We start from the raw sequence: 17,317 nt of genomic DNA, 5'->3' as shown, positions 1-17,317 counted from the left end.
GAACAGATCCGTGAGGTGGTCCCATGACGCGCCCAGGCGACGAGTTCCCCCCGCTCGACGTCACTTCGACGCTCAATCTCGGTTCGTTGGACGAAGTGCTGGAGGGGCCGGACACCGATGTGGTGCCGAGCCGCATGTCCGGCTCGTTGCCGCCGGGAATGGCGCTGCTGGTGGTTCGTCGTGGCCCGAACGCGGGTGCCCGGTTCCTGCTGGATCATGACGTGACCACGAGTGGGCGGCACCCGGACAGTGACATCTTCCTCGACGACGTGACGGTGTCGCGGCGGCACGCGGAGTTCCACCGGGACGGTGGCACGTTCACGGTGCGGGACGTGGGCAGCCTGAACGGCACGTACGTGAATCGGGAGCGGGTCGAGGCGGCCACGTTGAGCAATGGTGACGAGGTGCAGATCGGTAAGTTCCGGGTGGTGTTCATCGCCGGTCCGCGCCCGGAGGAGGAGGCCGGCCGGGGGTGAACGAGCCTGCGGCTTCCACGCCGCCCGGGGTGTCCCGTGCGCATCCGCTGATGAGCATCGGCGAGGTGCTGGGGCAGTTGCGGGTGGAGTTCCCGGACGTCACCATTTCGAAGTTGCGGTTCCTCGAGGCCGAGGGTCTGGTGGAGCCGCAGCGGACGGCGGCGGGTTACCGGAAGTACAGCTGGGACGATGTGGCCCGGCTGCGGTTCGTGTTGACCACGCAACGGGATCAGTATCTGCCGTTGCGGGTGATCCGTGACCAGTTGGCCGAGTGGGACGCCGGTGGTGACGGGCCGGGTCGGCAGCGGCCGACGTTGGTGGCGGTGGGTCCCGGTGGTGAGGTGCCGGGCCGTGCGGTGGAGGAGCCCGAGTCGTCGCAGGTGCGGCTCGGGCGGGTTGACCTGGTGGCGCGCAGCGGTGTCGACGAGTCGACGTTGGGCGAGTTGGAGCGACTGGGTGTCCTGGTGTCGGATCCGCCGGGTTGGTACGACGCGGATGCGTTGATCATCGCGCGGGCGGTGGCGGGTCTGGCGGCGTACGGGTTGGAGCCGCGGCACCTGCGGGCGTACCGGTCGGCGGCGGATCGTGAGGTCGGTCTGTTCGCGCAGTTGGTGGCGCCGTTGGCGCGGCAGAGTGATCCGGCGGCGCGGGCGCGGGCGGCGGAGACGGCGCGGGAGTTGATGGCGTTGTCGCAGCAGCTGCATGCGGCATTGGTGCGGGTGGGGTTGCGTTCGACGTTGGGTCGGTGAGCCGGTCGTCGAGGTGTTGTGCGGAAAGATCTGCCCCGGGAAGCGTGTCGTAGGCTTGCCGGGGTAACCCCTTTCTGGCGCGGGGCGTGGTGCTGGTGCGCATGGGACGACCGTGTCGCGGTCCGTGTACCGTGCAGGGAAGGGCGCGGTGCGTAGGTGACGACGACACGGAGGCGGCGGTGCGCGAGCTGAGCGTGGTCGGAGTTCGGGTGGAGCTGCCCAGCAACCAGCCGATCGTCCTGCTCAGGGAGGTCGAGGGGGACCGCTATCTGCCGATCTGGATCGGCGCGGTGGAAGCGACGGCGATCGCCTACGAGCAGCAGGGGGTCAAGCCGGCCCGGCCGTTGACGCATGATCTGTTGCGGGACGTGTTGGCGGCGTTGAAGGCGCCGTTGCGGGCGGTGGAGATCATCGAGTTGAAGGAGAACGTCTTCTACGCCGATCTGCTGATCGGGGACGGCGTGCGGGTGTCGGCCCGGCCGAGCGATTCGATCGCGTTGGCGTTGCGGGTGGGTGCTCCGATTCGTTGTGCCGAGCAGGTCCTCAGCGAGGCGGGGATCGTGATCCCCGACGAGCAGGAGGACGAGGTGGAGAAGTTCCGCGAGTTCCTGGAGCAGGTGCGTCCGGAGGATTTCGCCGGCTGAGGGTCGAGCCCCGGCCATCTTCTTGTCGGGCCGTCACGCTCCGTGACGGCCCGAGTGTGTGCGGTGGTGTGCTGTTGTCGCTGCGCGGCGTGTCGCGACCGTTCCTTCCTGGTAACCCCTGGACGCGGCGATAGGGTTGCCGTGTCGAGGGGTGCACGTCCCGGAAAGGACGTGTCACCGCACTGACGGGGAGGTTGTCGGGATGCACGAGCCGCGGGATCCTGAGCCAGCTGTGGAGCGGGGCGAGCCGGTTGTGGCGTCGTCGCTGGTGGGTACTGACGGTGACGGTTCGGTGGGTTACCGGGGTGTGACAGCCTGCCACGCGGTGGGGATCAGCTATCGGCAGTTGGACTACTGGGCGCGGACGGCGCTGGTGGTGCCGAGCGTGCGGGACGCCTCGGGGTCGGGGACGCAGCGGTTGTACTCGTTCCGCGACCTGGTGGTGTTGAAGGTCGTGAAGCGGTTGTTGGACGCCGGGGTGTCGCTGCAGAACATCCGTAAGGCGATCGAGGCGTTGCGGTCGCGTGGGGTGGCGGACCTGGCAAGGATCACGCTGATCTCGGACGGGACGACGGTGTACGAGTGCCGGTCGCCCGAGGAGGTGGTCGACCTGTTGCAGGGCGGCCAGGGCGTGTTCGGCATCGCGATCGGTGGGGCGTTCAAGGAGATCCAGGGGTCGTTGTCGCATCTGCCGGCGGAGCCGGCGACGCCGGGTGGCGGGGAGTCCGCGGAGCCGGTGTCGGATGTGGTGGGCGACGAGTTGGCGGCACGTCGGGCGCGTCGTCGGGCGGGCTGAGTCGGTTCCGGTGGGTGGTGCCGCGGCCGGTCGCGGTACGCGGCGTTTCCTGCTGAGCGAAAGCCGGGTCAGGGTATCGATCCTGATCGTCCGGTGCGTGGTGGCTGCCTGCGTTGTCAGGTAAGGGCGTGCGGCGGCACGTGTCCGTTGTGCACATTGCTGGCCTGAGTCGTCTTGTTGACAGTTGGGGTGTTCCCAGGAATCCTGTCCAGGGTGATCACCACGGACACCGTTTCGTTACTGTGAGTGACGATCGGTGGGGTGGCGCCTGAGCTGATGTGCGGGGGACGGCGCGAAGGTCGCGCCGGAACCTTGCCAGAGGATGGGAAAACGAGCCGAAGTGCACATTGACCACCATGTCGGCCTCCAATCCGTACGGGCCGGCAGTGCTGTCGCCGATCATGCCGGGGCCACCTGCCCGGTGACGGGTGTTCCGGCCGGACGCGAGCCGATGACCGCGAGCGTCGCCGTGGAGGACGTGGCCGCGGAGGCGGCGGAGTTCCTGGAGCTGCACCACGGTGAGCGACGGCTGCCGGGGCTGGCGGCGCGGTTGGCGGAGGTCCGCGAGGAGATCGCGTTGACGGGGTCGTACCGGCACACCCGCGACGAGCTGGCGTACGGGGCGAAGGTGGCGTGGCGGCACTCGGCGCGCTGTGTGGGGCGGATCCGGTGGGCGGGGTTGAGGGTCCGCGACCGGCGGCACGTGACGACGACGGCGGGGATCGCGCAGGAGTTGTCGGCGCATCTGGCGGCCGGGGACAACGGTGGGCGGATCCAGTCGGTGGTCACGGTGTTCGCGCCGGACCGGCCGGGGGTGGGGCCGCGGGCGCGGATCTGGAACGACCAGTTGATTCGCTACTGCGGGCACCGGCGCGACGACGGCTCGGTGCTGGGCGACCCGGCGCAGGTGGGGATGACGGAGGCGGCGAGGCGGTTGGGGTGGCGGCCGCCGCCGGTGCCGGGGCGGTTCGACCTGCTGCCGTGGGTGATCGAGACGGCGCGGGAGGAGCCGATGGTCGTGGACGTGCCGCGGGAGCTGGTCCGGGAGGTGGCGTTGTCGCATCCGGAGCATCCGTGGTTCGCGGATCTGATGTTGCGTTGGCACGCTTTGCCGGTGATCAGCAACATGCGGTTGCGTATCGGTGGGGTGGACTACAGCTGCGCCCCGTTCAACGGCCACTACCTGGGTGACGAGATCGGTACCCGGAACATGGGCGACCGGGAGCGGTACGACCAGCTGCGGGTGGTGGCGGCGGGGTTGGGGTTGGACACCAGCCGGGAGGACACCCTGTGGCGGGAGCACGCGGTGCTGGTGATCAATCAGGCGGTGCTGCACTCGTTCAAGCTGGCGGGAGTGCGGGTGTCGGATCCGCACACCGAGTCGGAGCTGTTCATGAAGTTCTGCGCGCAGGAGGAGCGGGCGGGGCGGCCGGTGCATGGTGACTGGTCGTGGCTCAACGGCAGTGTCGGGTGGGCGGCGTTGCACGCGGTGCACCACCGCTACTACGACACCCGGGTGCCGAACTCGAACATCTGGCCGACGGAGCGGGTGTACGACCCGAGTGGCGTGGTGAAGACGACGCTGCGGGAGCTTCAGGACACGGCCTGCGCGCAGGAGGGCTGACGGACATGGACAAGGTGGCGTTGCGCCAGAGTTGGACGCAGGTCTCGGCCGCCGGCGAGGAGGCGGCGAAGTACTTCTACGCGACGCTGTTCGTGGTGGCGCCGGAGGCGCGGTCGATGTTCCCGACGAACATGCAGTACCAGGAGGACAAGCTCCTCCAGGCGTTGGGGCACATCATCACCAACCTGGACCACACGGGCGCGTTGACGGCGTTCGCGCAGCGGTTGGGCGCCGACCACCGGCGGTTCCACGGCCAGGACCAGCGGGGCAACCCGGTGATCCTGGGGGAGCGGCACTACATCTGGGTGGGGCAGGCGCTGCTGGCGACGCTGGAGCGGTTCCTCGGGCCGTTGTGGACGCCGGCGTTGAAGGCGGAGTGGGCGGCGGCGTACGAGCTGGTGGCGAAGCTGATGCTTACCGGGGCGGCGGAGGCGGAGCGGACATCGCCGCCGTACTGGGAGGCGGAGGTGCTGGGCGTGGAGCGGTGCCGCTCGGACATCGCGGTGTTCACGGTGCGCCCGAACTACCTGTGCAACTACCTGCCGGGGCAGTCGCTGCCGGTGCAGGTACCGCAGTTGCGGACGTGGCGGTACCTGTCGCCGGCGAACGCGCCGCGGGCGGACGGGACGATCGAGTTCCACGTGCGGGCGGCGGGGCGGTTTTCCACCCATCTGGTGCGTAAGCTGCGCACGGGGGACCGGCTGCTGCTGGGGCATCCGACGGGTACGGCGTTGTCGTCGTACGACAGGTCGCCGCACCTGCCGCTGCTGCTGATCGCCGGGGGCACCGGTCTGGCGCCGCTGCGGGCGGTGGTGGAGGCGTTGCAGCAGGGCTCCGGCCGGCGTACGACGTTGGTGGTAGGGGGTCGCACCCCGGACGACCTGTACGACGACAAGGCGTTGGCGCAGTTGGCGTCGGTGCCCCCGGCGGGGGCGTGGCAGGACGGCGGCTCGGGCTGGTTGCGGTACGTGCCGACGGTGGAGATCGGGTGGAGCTGGCAGGGGGCGATCGGCAAGGCTGCCGACACGGCGGTGCGGTTGGGTCCGTGGGCTGACACGGAGGTGCTGGTCTGTGGGAGCCCGGAGATGACCCGGGACACGATCACGATTCTGGCGAGGTCGGGTGTGCAGCCCGAGCAGATCCTGACCGAGAGTTACGATCACTCCCTCTATCCGCCCCTCGCCGCCGGCGCCGCTGCCCCGCGCGACTTCAGCTGGACAGGTGCCCGATGAGCATCGACCACTCCGACCGTCTCGCCATGTCCGCCCTGCCCGAGCAGGGGGAGCTGGGTCGCCAGCTGTCCATGCTGGAGGCGCGCCGCTTCCGGGGCAGCCACTGGTTGTCCGCCGACGAGGTCACCGTGGTGATCCGCACCGCGGATGACCGGATCGCGTTGCTGGGCAACGAGTTGGAGCGGCAACGGCGGGAGAACCACGGGCTGCTCAGCCAGGTGGAGATGCTGCGGCACGGGACGCTGCCGAGCACCGCCCCGCAGGGCCCGGATCCGATGGTGGTGGAGTTGGCGATGCGGGCGCAGGACGAGGCGAACCGCACGATCGGTGAGGCCAGCGCCGAGGGGGCGGAGATCATCGCCGACGCGCGCCGGCAGGCCGACGAGATCCTCGCCGAGGCGCACCGGCGCGCCGGTGACCTGAGCACGTTGGGTCCGGCCCTGCCGGCGGGCGGGCCGTCGCCGGAGGTGCAGCGCAGGCTGGAGGAGCTGGAGGGGCGGCACGCCGCGGCGCTGGCGGCGGTGGCGACCGCGCAGCAGCAGTTGGACCGGTGGCAGGCGCACCTGTCGGCGCAGTCGGAGCAGTTGCGGGCGGACGCGGCGGCGGCGGGCGGGACGAGCGCGCAGCTGCGGGCCGTGCTCGGCGGCTAGGCCCAGCGCCCGGACGACGGGGCGGCCTGCGGCCAGGTGGCCGCAGGCCCCGCCTGTGACTGTGAGGGACTTCCCGCCGGGCGGTCACCGGCCCGGCCTGAACCGCGCCGGCGGGATCAGGCCAGCAGGTCCCTCCGGACCGCGGGTCAGCGGGTGTCCACGGCGGCGACGGCGTCGGAGATCGGGGCCTGTCCGTCGACGAGTTCGAGGACGCGGCCGGCGGTGCCCGGGTGGTAGAGCAGCGCGACGAGGACCCGGGCGACGTCGGTGCGGGTGACCGAGCCGCGCGGTGCGCGCCGGTCGAGGTGGATGCGGCCGGTGGGTTCGTCGTCGGTGAGCCGGCCGGGTCGCAGCACGGTCCAGTTCAGGTCGCGGCGGGTCAGGTCGTCCTCGGCGGCCTTCTTGGCGCGCAGGTACGCCGCCCACACCTCGTCGGTGCCGGCGGCCGGCGGGTCCTCCACACCCATCGAGGAGACGAGCAGGTAGCGACGGACGTCGGCGGCCTGGGCGGCGTCGGCGAGCAGCACGGCGGCGGCCCGGTCGACGGTGTCCTTGCGGGTGGCGCCGCTGCCGGGGCCGGCGCCGGCAGCGAATACCACGGCGTCGGCGCCGGTGAGGTGGCCGGCGATCTCGTCGACGCCGGCGTGTTCCAGATCCACCAGGACGGGGTGGGCGCCGGCGGCGCGCAGGGCGGCGGCGTGGTCGGGGTTGCGGATCAGGCCGACGGCGGTGTCGCCGCGGCCGGCGAGTTCCCGTTCCAGCAATTGGGCGATCTTGCCGTGGCCTCCGGCGATGACGACGCGCATATCCGTCAACCTAGTGGGCGCGGGCTGTCCGGTGGGCGGCGTTGGCGACGAGGGTCACCGCGTGCCGGTCGCCGCCGGGGATGGCGTTGAGGCAGCATGGACGGGTGACCGAGACGATCGACGCGTTGGCCGGCCTGGTCGCCGGTGGTGGTGTCGTGGTGCTGAGCGGGGCGGGGCTGTCCACCGAGTCGGGCATCCCGGATTATCGGGGGCCGAGCGGCGCGGCCCGCCGGCACAGCCCGATGACCTATCAGACGTTCATCCGGGACCCGATGGCGCGCCGCCGGTACTGGGCGCGCAGCCACCTGGGGTGGCGGATGATCGCCCGGGCGGCGCCGAACGACGGGCACCGGGCGGTGGCCCGGTTGCAGGACGCCGGGCTGGTCGACGGGGTGATCACCCAGAACGTCGACGGCCTGCACACGGTGGCGGGCAGCGTGGGGGTGGTGGAGCTGCACGGGCGCCTGGCCGAGGTGGTGTGCCTGGACTGCGGCAATCGCACCTCCCGGGAGGAGTTGGACCGGCGGTTGCGGGAGACGAACCCGGGGTTCGACGCGGCGGTCGGGGCGGTCAACCCGGACGGTGACGTGGAGCTCGCCGACGAGCAGGTGGCCGGGTTCCGCACCGTCGACTGCACGTTCTGCGGCACGGGGATGCTGAAACCGGACGTGGTGTTCTTCGGCGAGACGGTGCCGGCGCAGCGGGTGTCGCGCTGTTTCGCGATGGTGGGCGCCGCGCGGCTGCTGCTGGTGCTCGGCTCGTCGTTGACGGTGATGTCGGGGCGGCGGTTCGTGCTGCGGGCGGCGAAGCTGGGCATCCCGGTGGGGATCGCGAACCAGGGCCCGACCCGGGGGGACGGGTATGCGGCGTTGACCGTCGACGTGCCGCTGGGGCGGCTGCTGCCCGCGCTGGCCGCCCGGGTCATCGACGCGCCGTCGGCCGTGGTGCCGGCGGCCGGGCCGGGCGGCGCGGTGCCGGCGGCGGTCGCACCGGCACCGCGCTGACCTGCGCGGCGTTAGGGCGGGTGACGACGAACGGACCCGGGTCCTCCGGGACGGTGACACCTCCCAGCTGCCGACGATGCTGCCTCCGGGGGGTACGACAGCTGCCGGAAACGGCGACGCTGGTAGCGTTGACCATGCCGGTACCACCCACGCGGGAGAGACCGCCCAGCAGCACCCGGGCGGCGCCGAAGGGGCATATCCTCCCCGGAACCTCTCAGGCAAAAGGACCGCGGGGGCAGGCACTGTGGAGCGCCTTCGGGTGCGACTCAGGGGGAGGCCGACCTGTCGACCTCGCCCCGCAGGAGCGCAGCGCATGAGTGTAGAGAAGTTCGCCGACCGGCACATCGGCCCCGACCCGGGTGACGAGCGGCGGATGTTGGAGGCCGTCGGCTACGGCTCGATCGACGAGTTGATGGACGCGGCGATCCCCGAGGTGATCCGGTGGCACGGCACCCTGGACCTGCCGGAGCCGGCCAGCGAGCGGGAGGCGATCGCCGAGCTGCGGGCCCTGGCCGCCCGTAACACCGTCGCCGTGTCGATGATCGGCCTGGGCTACCACGGCACGCACACCCCGGCGGTGATCCGCCGCAACGTGCTGGAGGACCCGGCCTGGTATACGGCGTACACGCCGTATCAGCCGGAGATCAGCCAGGGCCGGCTGGAGGCGCTGCTGAACTTCCAGACCATGGTCACCGACCTGACCGGGCTGGCCACCGCGAACGCCTCGATGCTCGACGAGGGCACCGCTGCGGCCGAGGCGATGACCCTGGCCCGCCGCGCGTCGAAGACCAAGAGCCCGGTGTACGTCGTCGACGCGGACACCCTGCCGCAGACGATCGCGGTGATCGCCAGCCGGGCCGAGCCGCTGGGGATCGAGGTGCGGGTGCTCGACGTCGAGCGTGACGAGCTGCCGGGCGAGTTCTTCGGCCTGCACCTGCAGTACCCGGGGGCGTCCGGGGCGGTCCGCGACCACGCCGCTCTGGTGGCGGCGGCGCACGCGGTGGGGGCGCTGGTGACCGTCGCGGCGGACCTGCTGGCGCTGACCCTGCTGCGCCCGCCGGGGGAGATCGGCGTCGACATCGCCGCCGGCACCACCCAACGGTTCGGGGTGCCGATGGGCTTCGGCGGGCCGCACGCCGGCTACCTTGCCGTCCGGTCGGGCCTGGAGCGGATGCTGCCGGGCCGGCTGGTCGGGGTGTCCCGGGACGCCGACGGCGACCCGGCGTACCGGCTGGCGTTGCAGACCCGCGAGCAGCACATCCGGCGGGAGAAGGCGACCAGCAACATCTGCACCGCGCAGGTGCTGCTGGCGGTGATGGCCGGCATGTACGCCGTGTACCACGGTCCGGACGGGCTGCGGGCGATCGCCGGGCGTACCCATCACATGGCGGCGCGGCTCGCGGCGGGGTTGCGCGCCGGTGGGGTGCCGGTCGCGGACGTTGCGTTCTTCGACACGGTGACCGCGACGGTGCCGGGCCGGGCGGCGCAGGTGGTGGCGGCGGCGGCCGAGCGGCGGGTGAACCTGCGGCTGGTCGACGCCGACCGGGTGGGGATCTCCTGCGACGAGACGACCACCTTCGAGCACCTGGCGGCGGTGTGGGCGGCGTTCGGCGTCGACGGGGTCGACGGTGACGGGGCCGGGGCGCTACCGCCGGGGCTGGCGCGTACGTCGGACTTCCTCACCCACCCGGTGTTCCGCACCCACCACTCGGAGACGGCGATGCTGCGCTACCTGCGGCGGCTGTCGGACTTCGACTACGCCCTGGACCGGGGCATGATCCCGCTGGGGTCGTGCACGATGAAGCTGAACGCCACCACCGAGATGGAGGCGATCACCTGGCCGGAGTTCGCGCACGTGCACCCGTTTGCGCCGGCGGAGCAGACCGTCGGGTACCGGGACATGATCGGCCAGCTGGAGTCGTGGCTGGCGGAGGTGACCGGCTACGACGCGGTCAGCGTGCAGCCCAACGCGGGGTCGCAGGGTGAGCTGGCGGGGCTGCTGGCCATCCGGGCGTACCACCGGGACCGCGGTGAGGGGCACCGGGACGTGTGCCTGATCCCGTCGTCGGCGCACGGCACGAACGCGGCCAGCGCGGTGATGGCCGGCATGCGGGTGGTGGTGGTCGGCTGCGACGCCGACGGCAACGTCGACCTGGTCGACCTCGACGCGAAGATCGACAAGCACCGGGACGCCCTCGCGGCGATCATGGTGACGTACCCGTCGACGCACGGGGTGTACGAGACGGGCATCGCGTCGCTGTGCGCGAAGGTGCACGACGCCGGCGGTCAGGTGTACGTGGACGGGGCCAACCTCAACGCCCTGGTCGGGTTCGCCAAGCCGGGGCGGTTCGGGGCGGACGTGTCGCACCTGAACCTGCACAAGACGTTCTGCATCCCGCACGGTGGTGGCGGCCCGGGGGTGGGTCCGGTGGCGGTGCGCGCTCACCTGGCGCCGTTCCTGCCGGGCGACCCGCTGGGCGCGCACACCGACGGCCGGCCGGCGATCTCGGCGGCGCGGTACGGCTCGGCGGGGATCCTGCCGATTCCGTGGGCGTACCTGCGGATGATGGGCGCGGCGGGGCTGACCCGGGCGACCGGGGTGGCGGTGCTGGCGGCGAACTACGTGGCGGCGCGGCTGCGCCACCACTTCCCGGTGCTGTACGTCGGCAACAAGGGCCTGGTGGCGCACGAGTGCATCCTGGACCTGCGGCCGGTGACGAAGGCGACCGGGGTGAGTGTGGACGACGTGGCCAAGCGGCTCATCGACTACGGCTTCCACGCGCCGACGATGTCGTTCCCGGTGGCCGGGACGCTGATGGTGGAGCCGACGGAGAGCGAGGACCTGGCCGAGCTGGATCGGTTCTGCGACGCGATGATCGCCATCCGCGCGGAGATCGACAAGGTGGGTGTCGGGGAGTGGCCGGCGGGGGACAACCCTCTCGCCAACGCCCCGCACACCGCGGCGATGGTCGCCGGGGACTCGTGGCCGCACCCGTACCCGCGGTCGGTGGGGGCGTACCCGGCCGGGGTGGACCGGGCGGGCAAGTACTGGCCGCCGGTGCGGCGGATCGACGGGGCGTACGGGGACCGGAACCTGGTCTGTTCCTGCCCGTCGCCGGAGGCCTTCGAGGAGTGACCCGTACGCTGCGCCGGGGCGGCGTCGTGCCGCCCCGGCCGGTGGGCGCACCTGGGGAGGGCGGTCCCTGGCCGGGGGACTAGCCTGGTGCCGGTTGACCAGCTCTTGTTACGGAGCGTGATTGACTCAGGCGACGAGAGCGTGGCGGGCGGGACCGCGGTGCGGGGCGATGGTGCTGCCGTCGGGGAGCAGTTCGCCGGTGTCCTCGAAGACGATGACACCGTTGCAGAGCAGGCTCCAGCCCTGCTCACGGAAGCAGGCGATGACGCGGGCGGCTTCGCGGTCGGTCGCCTCGGCGGAGGGGCAGGTGGGTTGGTGCTGGCACATCAGGTTTCTCCGGACTGTGGGGGCACTGTGTCATGGTTCACATGACCAGTGACGCACAGTACCAAGCTCAAGCGCGCGGAATCGAGCAGGCATCCGTCATGTTCACCCGAAATCCACTGAACGGATGAGGAAGAATGGGCCAACCGGCGTGGAAGCGCTCCCACGACCACTGATCGACGTACCGGGTGTGCCGCCGTCCTGCCGCAGCGTGCTCGCCGAGCGCGACCGGTACGAGTGGCGCCCGGCCGACGGCGGCGACCCGGCCGCGCTGGCCGAGGAGTTCCTGGCCGGACACGGGCTCGACCTGACCGAGCTGGCCCGGCCCGCCACCCATCGGCCGACCGGTGTCTGCGGCGCCGCCCTCTACGTCTCCGCCGCCGCCGGGGCCCAAATGGTCGGCGCCCCGCCGGGCGCGGCCACCCCGGCACCGGCCCTGCCGGAGCTGGCCGTGGTCGTCTACGGTCACGAACCGTTCCCCACCCCGCCCGCCGGCCCGGCGCGCGGGGCGCGCTGGTGGCTGGGGGACTGGCGGGAGAGCTGGACCGCACGGCAGCACGCCGACGCCGTCACGGCGGTCCGCGCGGCCATCGGCCGCGGCGACGTGTACCAGGTCAACGTCGTCGGGCACGCCGCCGCCCGCTACCTCGGCGACCCGCGGCCGGCCCTGTCCCGCCTCGGCGCGCTGCCCGGCGCCCGCTACGGGGGCACCCTGCACGGCGCCGGCTGGGCGATCGGCTGCGCCTCCCCGGAGACCCTGGTCGAGGTGACCGGCGGCCGGGTGATCACCCGGCCGATCAAGGGCACCCGCCCGGCCACCGCCGCCGGACGGCGCGAACTGCTCGCCTCGGCCAAGGAACGCGCCGAACACGTGATGATCGTCGACCTGGAACGCAACGACCTGGCCCGGGTGGCGCGGACCGGGTCGGTGCGGGTGGACGAACTGTTCGCGGTGCGCCGCTGGTGCGACCTGTGGCAGGCCGAGTCGACGGTCTCCGCGGCGGTGGCCGACGGGCTGGGCCTGGCCGACCTGCTGCGCGCGACCTGCCCCGGCGGGTCGGTTACCGGCGCGCCGAAGCTCGCCGCGCTCGCGCACATCGCCGCTCTGGAACCCGTCGGGCGTGGGGCCGGCATGGGGGCGCTCGGCTGGGTCGGCCCGGGCCGGATCGACCTGGGCCTGACCATCCGTACCGTCGCCGCCGACGCCGACCGGCTGCACGTCTGGGCCGGTGGGGGCATCACCTGGGACAGCGACCCGGACGCCGAGGTCGCCGAGGCGGCGGCCAAGGCCGCCCCGCTGCGCGCCCTGCTCGCCGCCGGCTGACCGGCCGTCTGGGCGTCTGCCGGGGCGGCGCGGAGCCTGCCGTCCGCACCGGGCCCCGCCCCGGTGCGCGGGCTGGTCCGCGCGCTGTGGAGCTGATGACGCAGACGACTCAGGCCCGGCGGCCGGGCCGGTGATCCGTTGACGCCATCAGCGTCGCGGCGGCCCACACGCGGCCGGGTCGCCCCCCGGGCCGCTGCCGGTCGACGGCGGTGACCCCCACCCGGGTGGACGGGCGCCCGTCGGCGAGCAGGTCCCCCGCATCGCGGCCACGGATCAACAGCAGCAGGAGCGGTTCGCCCTCCAACAGCCACGACACCTGGTGGCACAGCGCGGCCGCGTGCCGGCATGGGTGGTCCCAGTCCGGGCAGTCGCACTCCGGCAGCAGCTGCCCGCCGGTGGGCGGCAGGCGCACCCCGGCGGACTCGGCGAGCTCGGCGGGCAGCTGCCCCGCCAGCAGGGCGGCCAGGCGCCCGGAGCGGTCGGCGACGGCGACGGCGAGCCGGTCCCAGTCGGCGTCCGGCAGCGTCTCGACGCGGACCACGGTGCGGTGCGCCCGGTCCGGGTCGCCGTCGTGCACGCTCGCAGCGATCCGGCCGGGGCTGATCGTGATCGGTCCGACGTGCCCCCGCGCGGCCAGGCGTCGGCCCCGGCGCACCGGTTCCGGGTCCAGCGCCGACTCCGCCAGCGCCGCCGCCCACCCGGTGGCCCAGCCCGACCGGGTACGCCGGGCCGGCCCGGCCGGGAACGCGGGGAACCCGCGGGCGGTCACGCCAGCCCTCGCAGGGTGACCAGGTCGGCCAGCTCGGCGTCGCCGAGGGCGGCCAGGGCTGCGGGGCCCGGCGTCGAGCACCGCCTCGGCCAGGTCCCGCTTGCCGGCCAGCAGCGCCGCGATCCGATCCTCGACGGTGCCCTCGGCGATGAGCCGGTGCACCTGCACCGGCCGGATCTGCCCGATCCGGTACGCCCGGTCGGTGGCCTGGTCCTCCACGGCCTGGTCCTCCACGGCCGGGTTCCACCACCGGTCGAAGTGGACCACGTGGTCGGCGCGGGTCAGGTTCAGGCCGGTGCCGGCCGCCCGCAGCGACAGCATGGAACACCAGCGCCCGCCCGTCGGTGAACCGGCGCACCAGCTCCTCCCGACGCGCCACCGGCAGCCCGCCGTGCAGCAGCAACGCCGGTACGCCCCGGTCGTCCAGGTGCCGGCGCAGCAGCCGGGCCATTGCCACGTACTGGGTGAAGACCAGCACCGCGCCGCCGGCGGGCAGGATGCCGTCGAGCAGCTCGTCGAGCAGGTCCAGCTTGCCGGAACAGCCGGCCAGGACCGGCGCTGTCTCCCGCAGGTACTGCGCGGGGTGGTTGCAGATCTGCTTGAGCGCGGTGAGCAGCTTGACCACCAGGCCGCGACGGGCGAACCCGTCGGTCGCGGCGATCACGTCGAGCAGTTCCGCCACGGTCGCCTGGTAGAGGGCGGCCTGTTCGGCGGTCAACGCGACCGGCTGGTCGGTTTCGGTCTTGACGGGCAGCTCGGGGGCGACGCCCGGGTCGCTCTTGCGCCGGCGCAGCAGGAACGGCCGGACCAGGCGGGCCAGATCGGCCGCCCGGTCCCGGTCGGTGTCGACGGGGCGTACCCAACGGGACCGGAACTGCGCCAGGGTGCCCAGCAGTCCGGGGGTGGTCCAGTCCAGCACCGCCCACAGGTCGGTGAGGCTGTTCTCCACCGGGGTGCCGGTCAGCGCGACCCGGGCGGCAGCGGGGACCGCCCGCAGTGCCCGGGCCGCGCCGGAGGCGGGGTTCTTGACGTGCTGGGCCTCGTCGGCGACGAGCAGCGGCCAGCGCCGCTCGGCCAGCTCGTCGACGTCCAGCCGCAGCGTCGCGTACGTGGTCAGCACGACACCGCCGTCGACGCCGTCGAGGGTGCGGCCGGGGCCGTGGTGGCGGCGTACCGGGGTGCCGGGGGCGAACCGCGCGATCTCCCGTTCCCAGTTGCCCAGCAGCGAGGCGGGGCAGACCACCAGGGTGGGGCCGGCGGTGGCCGGGTCGGCCTGCCGGTGCAGGTGCAGGGCGATCACCGTGACCGTCTTGCCCAGCCCCATGTCGTCGGCGAGGCAGCCGCCCAGGCCGAGGGCGGTCAGGCCGGCCAGCCAGCGCAGCCCGTGGCGCTGGTAGTCGCGCAGGGTGGCGGTCAGGGCGGCCGGAACGGACACGGCGGCGGGCTCGGTGGTGAGCCAGCGGCGTACCTCCTCCAGCCAGCCCTCGGCGGTGGCTGGGACGTCGGTGCCGTCGACGGTGACCGACCCGGTGAGCGCGGCCCGCAGCGCCGCGACCGGCGGCAGCGGCGCGAGCGCCGGTCGCCGGGCGCGGCGGGCCGACTCCGGGTCGACCAGCACCCAGTGCTGCCGCAGCCGCACCACCGGGCGGCGGGCCTCGGCCAGCGCCCGCAGCTCGGGCGGGGTGAGCGGTTCGCCGTGCAGGGCCAGCCGCCAGTCCAGGGCCAGCTCGCCGAGGTCACCGAGCCGGCTGGTGGGGCCGCCGGCGCGGGGGATGCGCAGCCGCACCGAGGCGGTCAGGTTGCGGCTGACCCCGGCCGGCCAGTGCACGTCCACCCCGGCGTCGGCGAGCCGCTGGGCGGCGCCGCCCAGCAGGTCGGCCAGGTCGTCGTCGGTCAGCGGCAGCGCGTCGGGGACCGGCCGGTCGAGCAGGCCGCCCAGCGCAGGCCAGTGCCGGGCCGCGTCGCGCAGGGCCAGTAGCGCGGCGTCGCGGGCAGCGGTCGGGAAACCGGGCACCGGCCCCGCCCACAGCGCGGCGGCGTCGGTGAGCAGCCCCGGGTCGGTGCGCCGGTGCAGCTGCACCACCGCACGCCACGGCCCGTCCGGGTCGCCCACCGGTTCCAGGCGCAGCGACAACCGGACCCCGGCGTCGGCGGTCACCCGCGCGGCCCAGCGCCGCAGCGCCGGCACCGCCGTCGTGGTGGTCGCCGCCCACGCTCCGGCGGCCGTGTCGTCGCGGGCCAGGGTGTCGGCCCGTGAGGACCAACGGCCGGGAATCCGGCGCTAAGCGTTGGGCAGGGATGGCTGGCTGCGTGCGGCTGCACGACCGGTCCGGCGAGCCGGATCCGGGGGTCCCGGAAACGCTCCTTTGCGGGACGATTGGCGGGCGAGATCGCCGGACCGTGTTCACCCAGGACGTCGAGTCCCGAAAGTCGTCCCGAAACAGGCATGTCGCCGCCGATGTTTCGGGACGTTTACGAGACGATCAGCGTCATGACGTCTGGTCCCGCCCGCCCAGCGGGCACCCCCGCGCCGCCGCACAACCGCATTCGCCTCGGCTATGCCCGCGTCAGCACCCGCGAGCAAGAACACGACTCGCAACTGGACGATCTGAACGCCGCACGCTGCCGCGAGATCGTGATCGAGACCGCGAGCACCCGCGGCGACCGGCCCAAGCTGCGCGCGGCGCTCGACACGCTTCAGCCCGGCGACACACTGGTCATCCACCGGCCCGACCGGGTGGCCCGCTCGATGAAAGAGCTCCTGGTCTTCCTCGAAGACGAACTCCACGCCCGCGACATCACCCTGGAGATCCTGGCGGGCATCTGCGTCGGCGTGCACCGCCCCGGTGGAGCGACCCTCGCTGACCGGCTGCTTTTCGCCGTCGCCGCCCTGGCCGCCGAAATGGAACGCGAGCTCATCCGCGAGCGCACCCTGGACGGCCTGCGAGCCGCAGCCGCGGCCGGTCGTCGAGGTGGGCGTCCCATCGCCTGTGGCGATGACGTCCTGGCTGTCGCTCGCGCGCGACAACAACGTGGAGAGTCGGTTACCGCGATCGCCAAGCACCTCGGCATCGGCCGATCCACGCTCTACCGAGCCCTGCAAGGGGCAACGTGACGTGCGCCGCACAAGAAGTGGATGGAGCCCCGAGCGACACACTGCATGACGAGCCGATAGCAATCCGTGGAGCTGGGCGATTGACGCCGAGCTACGCCTGCTCGCCACCTGGGGGCCTGTAGGTCCAGGCCTCGCGAGGGCGTTCACGTGAAGTGAATAGTTATTGACGCATGGTAGTGGCGTGAGTAGCGTCCCACAGGTCGGCCGACAGCCACCAACGTGAATACCGAACAAGGGAGAGCCGAGTGAAACGATCACTCTTTTCTGTTGGTGCTTCGGCGTGGTCCCCAACGGGGATCGCAAAGATCGCGACCGTGTCGCTCCTGGCGGCTGGGGCGCTGGCCGTCGCCGCGCCCAGCGCTTTCGCCGGCGGCACGTCGGGCGTCGTCAACAACTGCTACACGCAGTGGTGGAACACCGCCTGGGCGCAGAAGTGTGACGCCCCCGGTGCCACGGTCGCCGGCTGGTACTACTCGCACGTCACCTGCAGCTACCCCGAGATCCCCAACCGGGGGCGATTTCAAGCGGTGAGTGCATCACCCGCGGCTATCAGGAATGAATTCAGACGTTCCACCGGGGTTTCCCATCCAAGCGTTTGTCTCGGCCGCCCGTTGAGCATATCAGCAATCTCATCTAATTGCTTCTGCGTGTAGCCGGAAAGGTCAGTC

General features: G+C 72.6%; 14 protein-coding genes, 2 pseudogenes and 1 riboswitch. Of the genes and pseudogenes, 11 read left to right on the top strand and 5 right to left on the bottom strand.

Going from position 1 to position 17,317, the window contains the following annotated elements; translation table 11 throughout:
• The first annotated feature begins 23 nt into the window (after positions 1-23).
• From ABZ807_RS23130 to ABZ807_RS23100, 7 genes are all read left to right on the top strand, one after another.
• Entirely contained in the window at positions 24-476 is a 453-nt protein-coding gene (locus ABZ807_RS23130) for an FHA domain-containing protein (protein ID WP_088962138.1), read from the top strand.
• Positions 477-526: 50 nt separating this feature from the next.
• Positions 527-1,225 (top strand): MerR family transcriptional regulator, encoded by a 699-nt coding sequence (locus ABZ807_RS23125; RefSeq protein WP_357161754.1) that lies wholly within the window; start codon positions 527-529, stop codon positions 1,223-1,225.
• 179 nt (positions 1,226-1,404) lie between these two features.
• Positions 1,405-1,869: a bifunctional nuclease family protein gene (locus ABZ807_RS23120; RefSeq protein WP_210778061.1), complete on the top strand. Its 465-nt coding sequence runs from the start codon at positions 1,405-1,407 to the stop codon at positions 1,867-1,869.
• 202 nt (positions 1,870-2,071) lie between these two features.
• On the top strand, positions 2,072-2,665 hold the full coding sequence (locus ABZ807_RS23115; RefSeq protein WP_357161555.1) for a MerR family transcriptional regulator: 594 nt from the start codon (positions 2,072-2,074) through the stop codon (positions 2,663-2,665).
• A gap of 451 nt (positions 2,666-3,116) precedes the next feature.
• Positions 3,117-4,289: a nitric oxide synthase oxygenase gene (locus ABZ807_RS23110; protein WP_357161552.1), complete on the top strand. Its 1,173-nt coding sequence runs from the start codon at positions 3,117-3,119 to the stop codon at positions 4,287-4,289.
• 5 nt (positions 4,290-4,294) lie between these two features.
• The gene (locus ABZ807_RS23105; RefSeq protein WP_357161549.1) at positions 4,295-5,521 is read left to right on the top strand and encodes a globin domain-containing protein; all 1,227 of its coding nucleotides are present in this window, start codon (positions 4,295-4,297) and stop codon (positions 5,519-5,521) included.
• A complete protein-coding gene (locus ABZ807_RS23100) occupies positions 5,518-6,171 on the top strand; it encodes a hypothetical protein (protein WP_357161546.1) in 654 nt (217 codons plus the stop codon). Before ABZ807_RS23105 ends, ABZ807_RS23100 begins: the two co-directional genes overlap by 4 nt.
• 146 nt (positions 6,172-6,317) lie before the next feature.
• Here the strand turns inward: ABZ807_RS23100 and ABZ807_RS23095 are convergent, their stop codons facing one another.
• Entirely contained in the window at positions 6,318-6,977 is a 660-nt protein-coding gene (locus tag ABZ807_RS23095) for an NAD(P)H-binding protein (RefSeq protein WP_357161543.1), read from the bottom strand.
• A gap of 104 nt (positions 6,978-7,081) precedes the next feature.
• Between ABZ807_RS23095 and ABZ807_RS23090 the strand changes: the two genes are divergently transcribed.
• The gene (locus ABZ807_RS23090; RefSeq protein ID WP_357161540.1) at positions 7,082-7,981 is read left to right on the top strand and encodes an NAD-dependent protein deacetylase; all 900 of its coding nucleotides are present in this window, start codon (positions 7,082-7,084) and stop codon (positions 7,979-7,981) included.
• Between the two features lie 142 nt (positions 7,982-8,123).
• Positions 8,124-8,221: riboswitch (glycine riboswitch) on the top strand.
• A gap of 73 nt (positions 8,222-8,294) precedes the next feature.
• Positions 8,295-11,117 (top strand): aminomethyl-transferring glycine dehydrogenase, encoded by a 2,823-nt coding sequence (gene gcvP, locus ABZ807_RS23085; protein WP_357161537.1) that lies wholly within the window; start codon positions 8,295-8,297, stop codon positions 11,115-11,117.
• 126 nt (positions 11,118-11,243) lie between these two features.
• Here gcvP and ABZ807_RS23080 read toward each other — a convergent pair whose 3' ends face one another.
• Positions 11,244-11,444 carry a DUF5999 family protein gene (locus ABZ807_RS23080; protein ID WP_088962150.1) on the bottom strand — a complete coding sequence of 67 codons (201 nt, stop codon included), beginning with the start codon at positions 11,442-11,444 and terminating at the stop codon, positions 11,244-11,246.
• 124 nt (positions 11,445-11,568) lie between these two features.
• Here ABZ807_RS23080 and ABZ807_RS23075 point away from each other — a divergent pair, with 124 nt between their 5' ends.
• Positions 11,569-12,765, top strand: coding sequence for a chorismate-binding protein (locus tag ABZ807_RS23075; RefSeq protein WP_357161533.1), 1,197 nt, complete (start codon positions 11,569-11,571; stop codon positions 12,763-12,765).
• Positions 12,766-12,874: 109 nt separating this feature from the next.
• Here the strand turns inward: ABZ807_RS23075 and ABZ807_RS23070 are convergent, their stop codons facing one another.
• Entirely contained in the window at positions 12,875-13,855 is a 981-nt protein-coding gene (locus ABZ807_RS23070; RefSeq protein ID WP_357161530.1) for a helicase-related protein, read from the bottom strand.
• A gap of 64 nt (positions 13,856-13,919) precedes the next feature.
• A pseudogene (locus tag ABZ807_RS23065) lies at positions 13,920-15,548 on the bottom strand (SNF2-related protein); the annotation flags it as partial.
• Between the two features lie 432 nt (positions 15,549-15,980).
• Between ABZ807_RS23065 and ABZ807_RS23060 the strand changes: the two are divergent.
• Positions 15,981-16,649, top strand: a complete 669-nt coding sequence (locus ABZ807_RS23060; RefSeq protein ID WP_357161527.1) for a recombinase family protein — start codon at positions 15,981-15,983, stop codon at positions 16,647-16,649.
• Between the two features lie 520 nt (positions 16,650-17,169).
• Here ABZ807_RS23060 and ABZ807_RS23055 read toward each other — a convergent pair.
• Positions 17,170-17,317, bottom strand: a pseudogene (locus ABZ807_RS23055) (IS30 family transposase); the annotation flags it as partial.

This window comes from Micromonospora sp. NPDC047548 (assembly GCF_040642975.1).
Lineage (GTDB): Bacteria > Actinomycetota > Actinomycetes > Mycobacteriales > Micromonosporaceae > Micromonospora.
Note: the sequence above shows the minus strand (reverse complement) of the source record. Positions and strands in the feature narration are given on the sequence as shown.

Excerpts from the sequence above, each read along its gene's own strand:
- ABZ807_RS23130 (WP_088962138.1), top strand. The coding sequence starts at position 24 with ATGACGCGCCCAGGCGACGAGTTCCCCCCGCTCGACGTCACTTCGACG.
- ABZ807_RS23125 (WP_357161754.1), top strand. The coding sequence starts at position 527 with ATGAGCATCGGCGAGGTGCTGGGGCAGTTGCGGGTGGAGTTCCCGGAC.
- ABZ807_RS23115 (WP_357161555.1), top strand. The coding sequence starts at position 2,072 with ATGCACGAGCCGCGGGATCCTGAGCCAGCTGTGGAGCGGGGCGAGCCG.
- ABZ807_RS23110 (WP_357161552.1), top strand. The coding sequence starts at position 3,117 with ATGACCGCGAGCGTCGCCGTGGAGGACGTGGCCGCGGAGGCGGCGGAG.
- ABZ807_RS23105 (WP_357161549.1), top strand. The coding sequence starts at position 4,295 with ATGGACAAGGTGGCGTTGCGCCAGAGTTGGACGCAGGTCTCGGCCGCC.
- ABZ807_RS23100 (WP_357161546.1), top strand. The coding sequence starts at position 5,518 with ATGAGCATCGACCACTCCGACCGTCTCGCCATGTCCGCCCTGCCCGAG.
- ABZ807_RS23095 (WP_357161543.1), bottom strand. The coding sequence starts at position 6,977 with ATGCGCGTCGTCATCGCCGGAGGCCACGGCAAGATCGCCCAATTGCTG.
- gcvP (WP_357161537.1), top strand. The coding sequence starts at position 8,295 with ATGAGTGTAGAGAAGTTCGCCGACCGGCACATCGGCCCCGACCCGGGT.
- ABZ807_RS23080 (WP_088962150.1), bottom strand. The coding sequence starts at position 11,444 with ATGTGCCAGCACCAACCCACCTGCCCCTCCGCCGAGGCGACCGACCGC.
- ABZ807_RS23075 (WP_357161533.1), top strand. The coding sequence starts at position 11,569 with ATGAGGAAGAATGGGCCAACCGGCGTGGAAGCGCTCCCACGACCACTG.
- ABZ807_RS23070 (WP_357161530.1), bottom strand. The coding sequence starts at position 13,855 with ATGCTGTCGCTGCGGGCGGCCGGCACCGGCCTGAACCTGACCCGCGCC.
- ABZ807_RS23060 (WP_357161527.1), top strand. The coding sequence starts at position 15,981 with ATGTCGCCGCCGATGTTTCGGGACGTTTACGAGACGATCAGCGTCATG.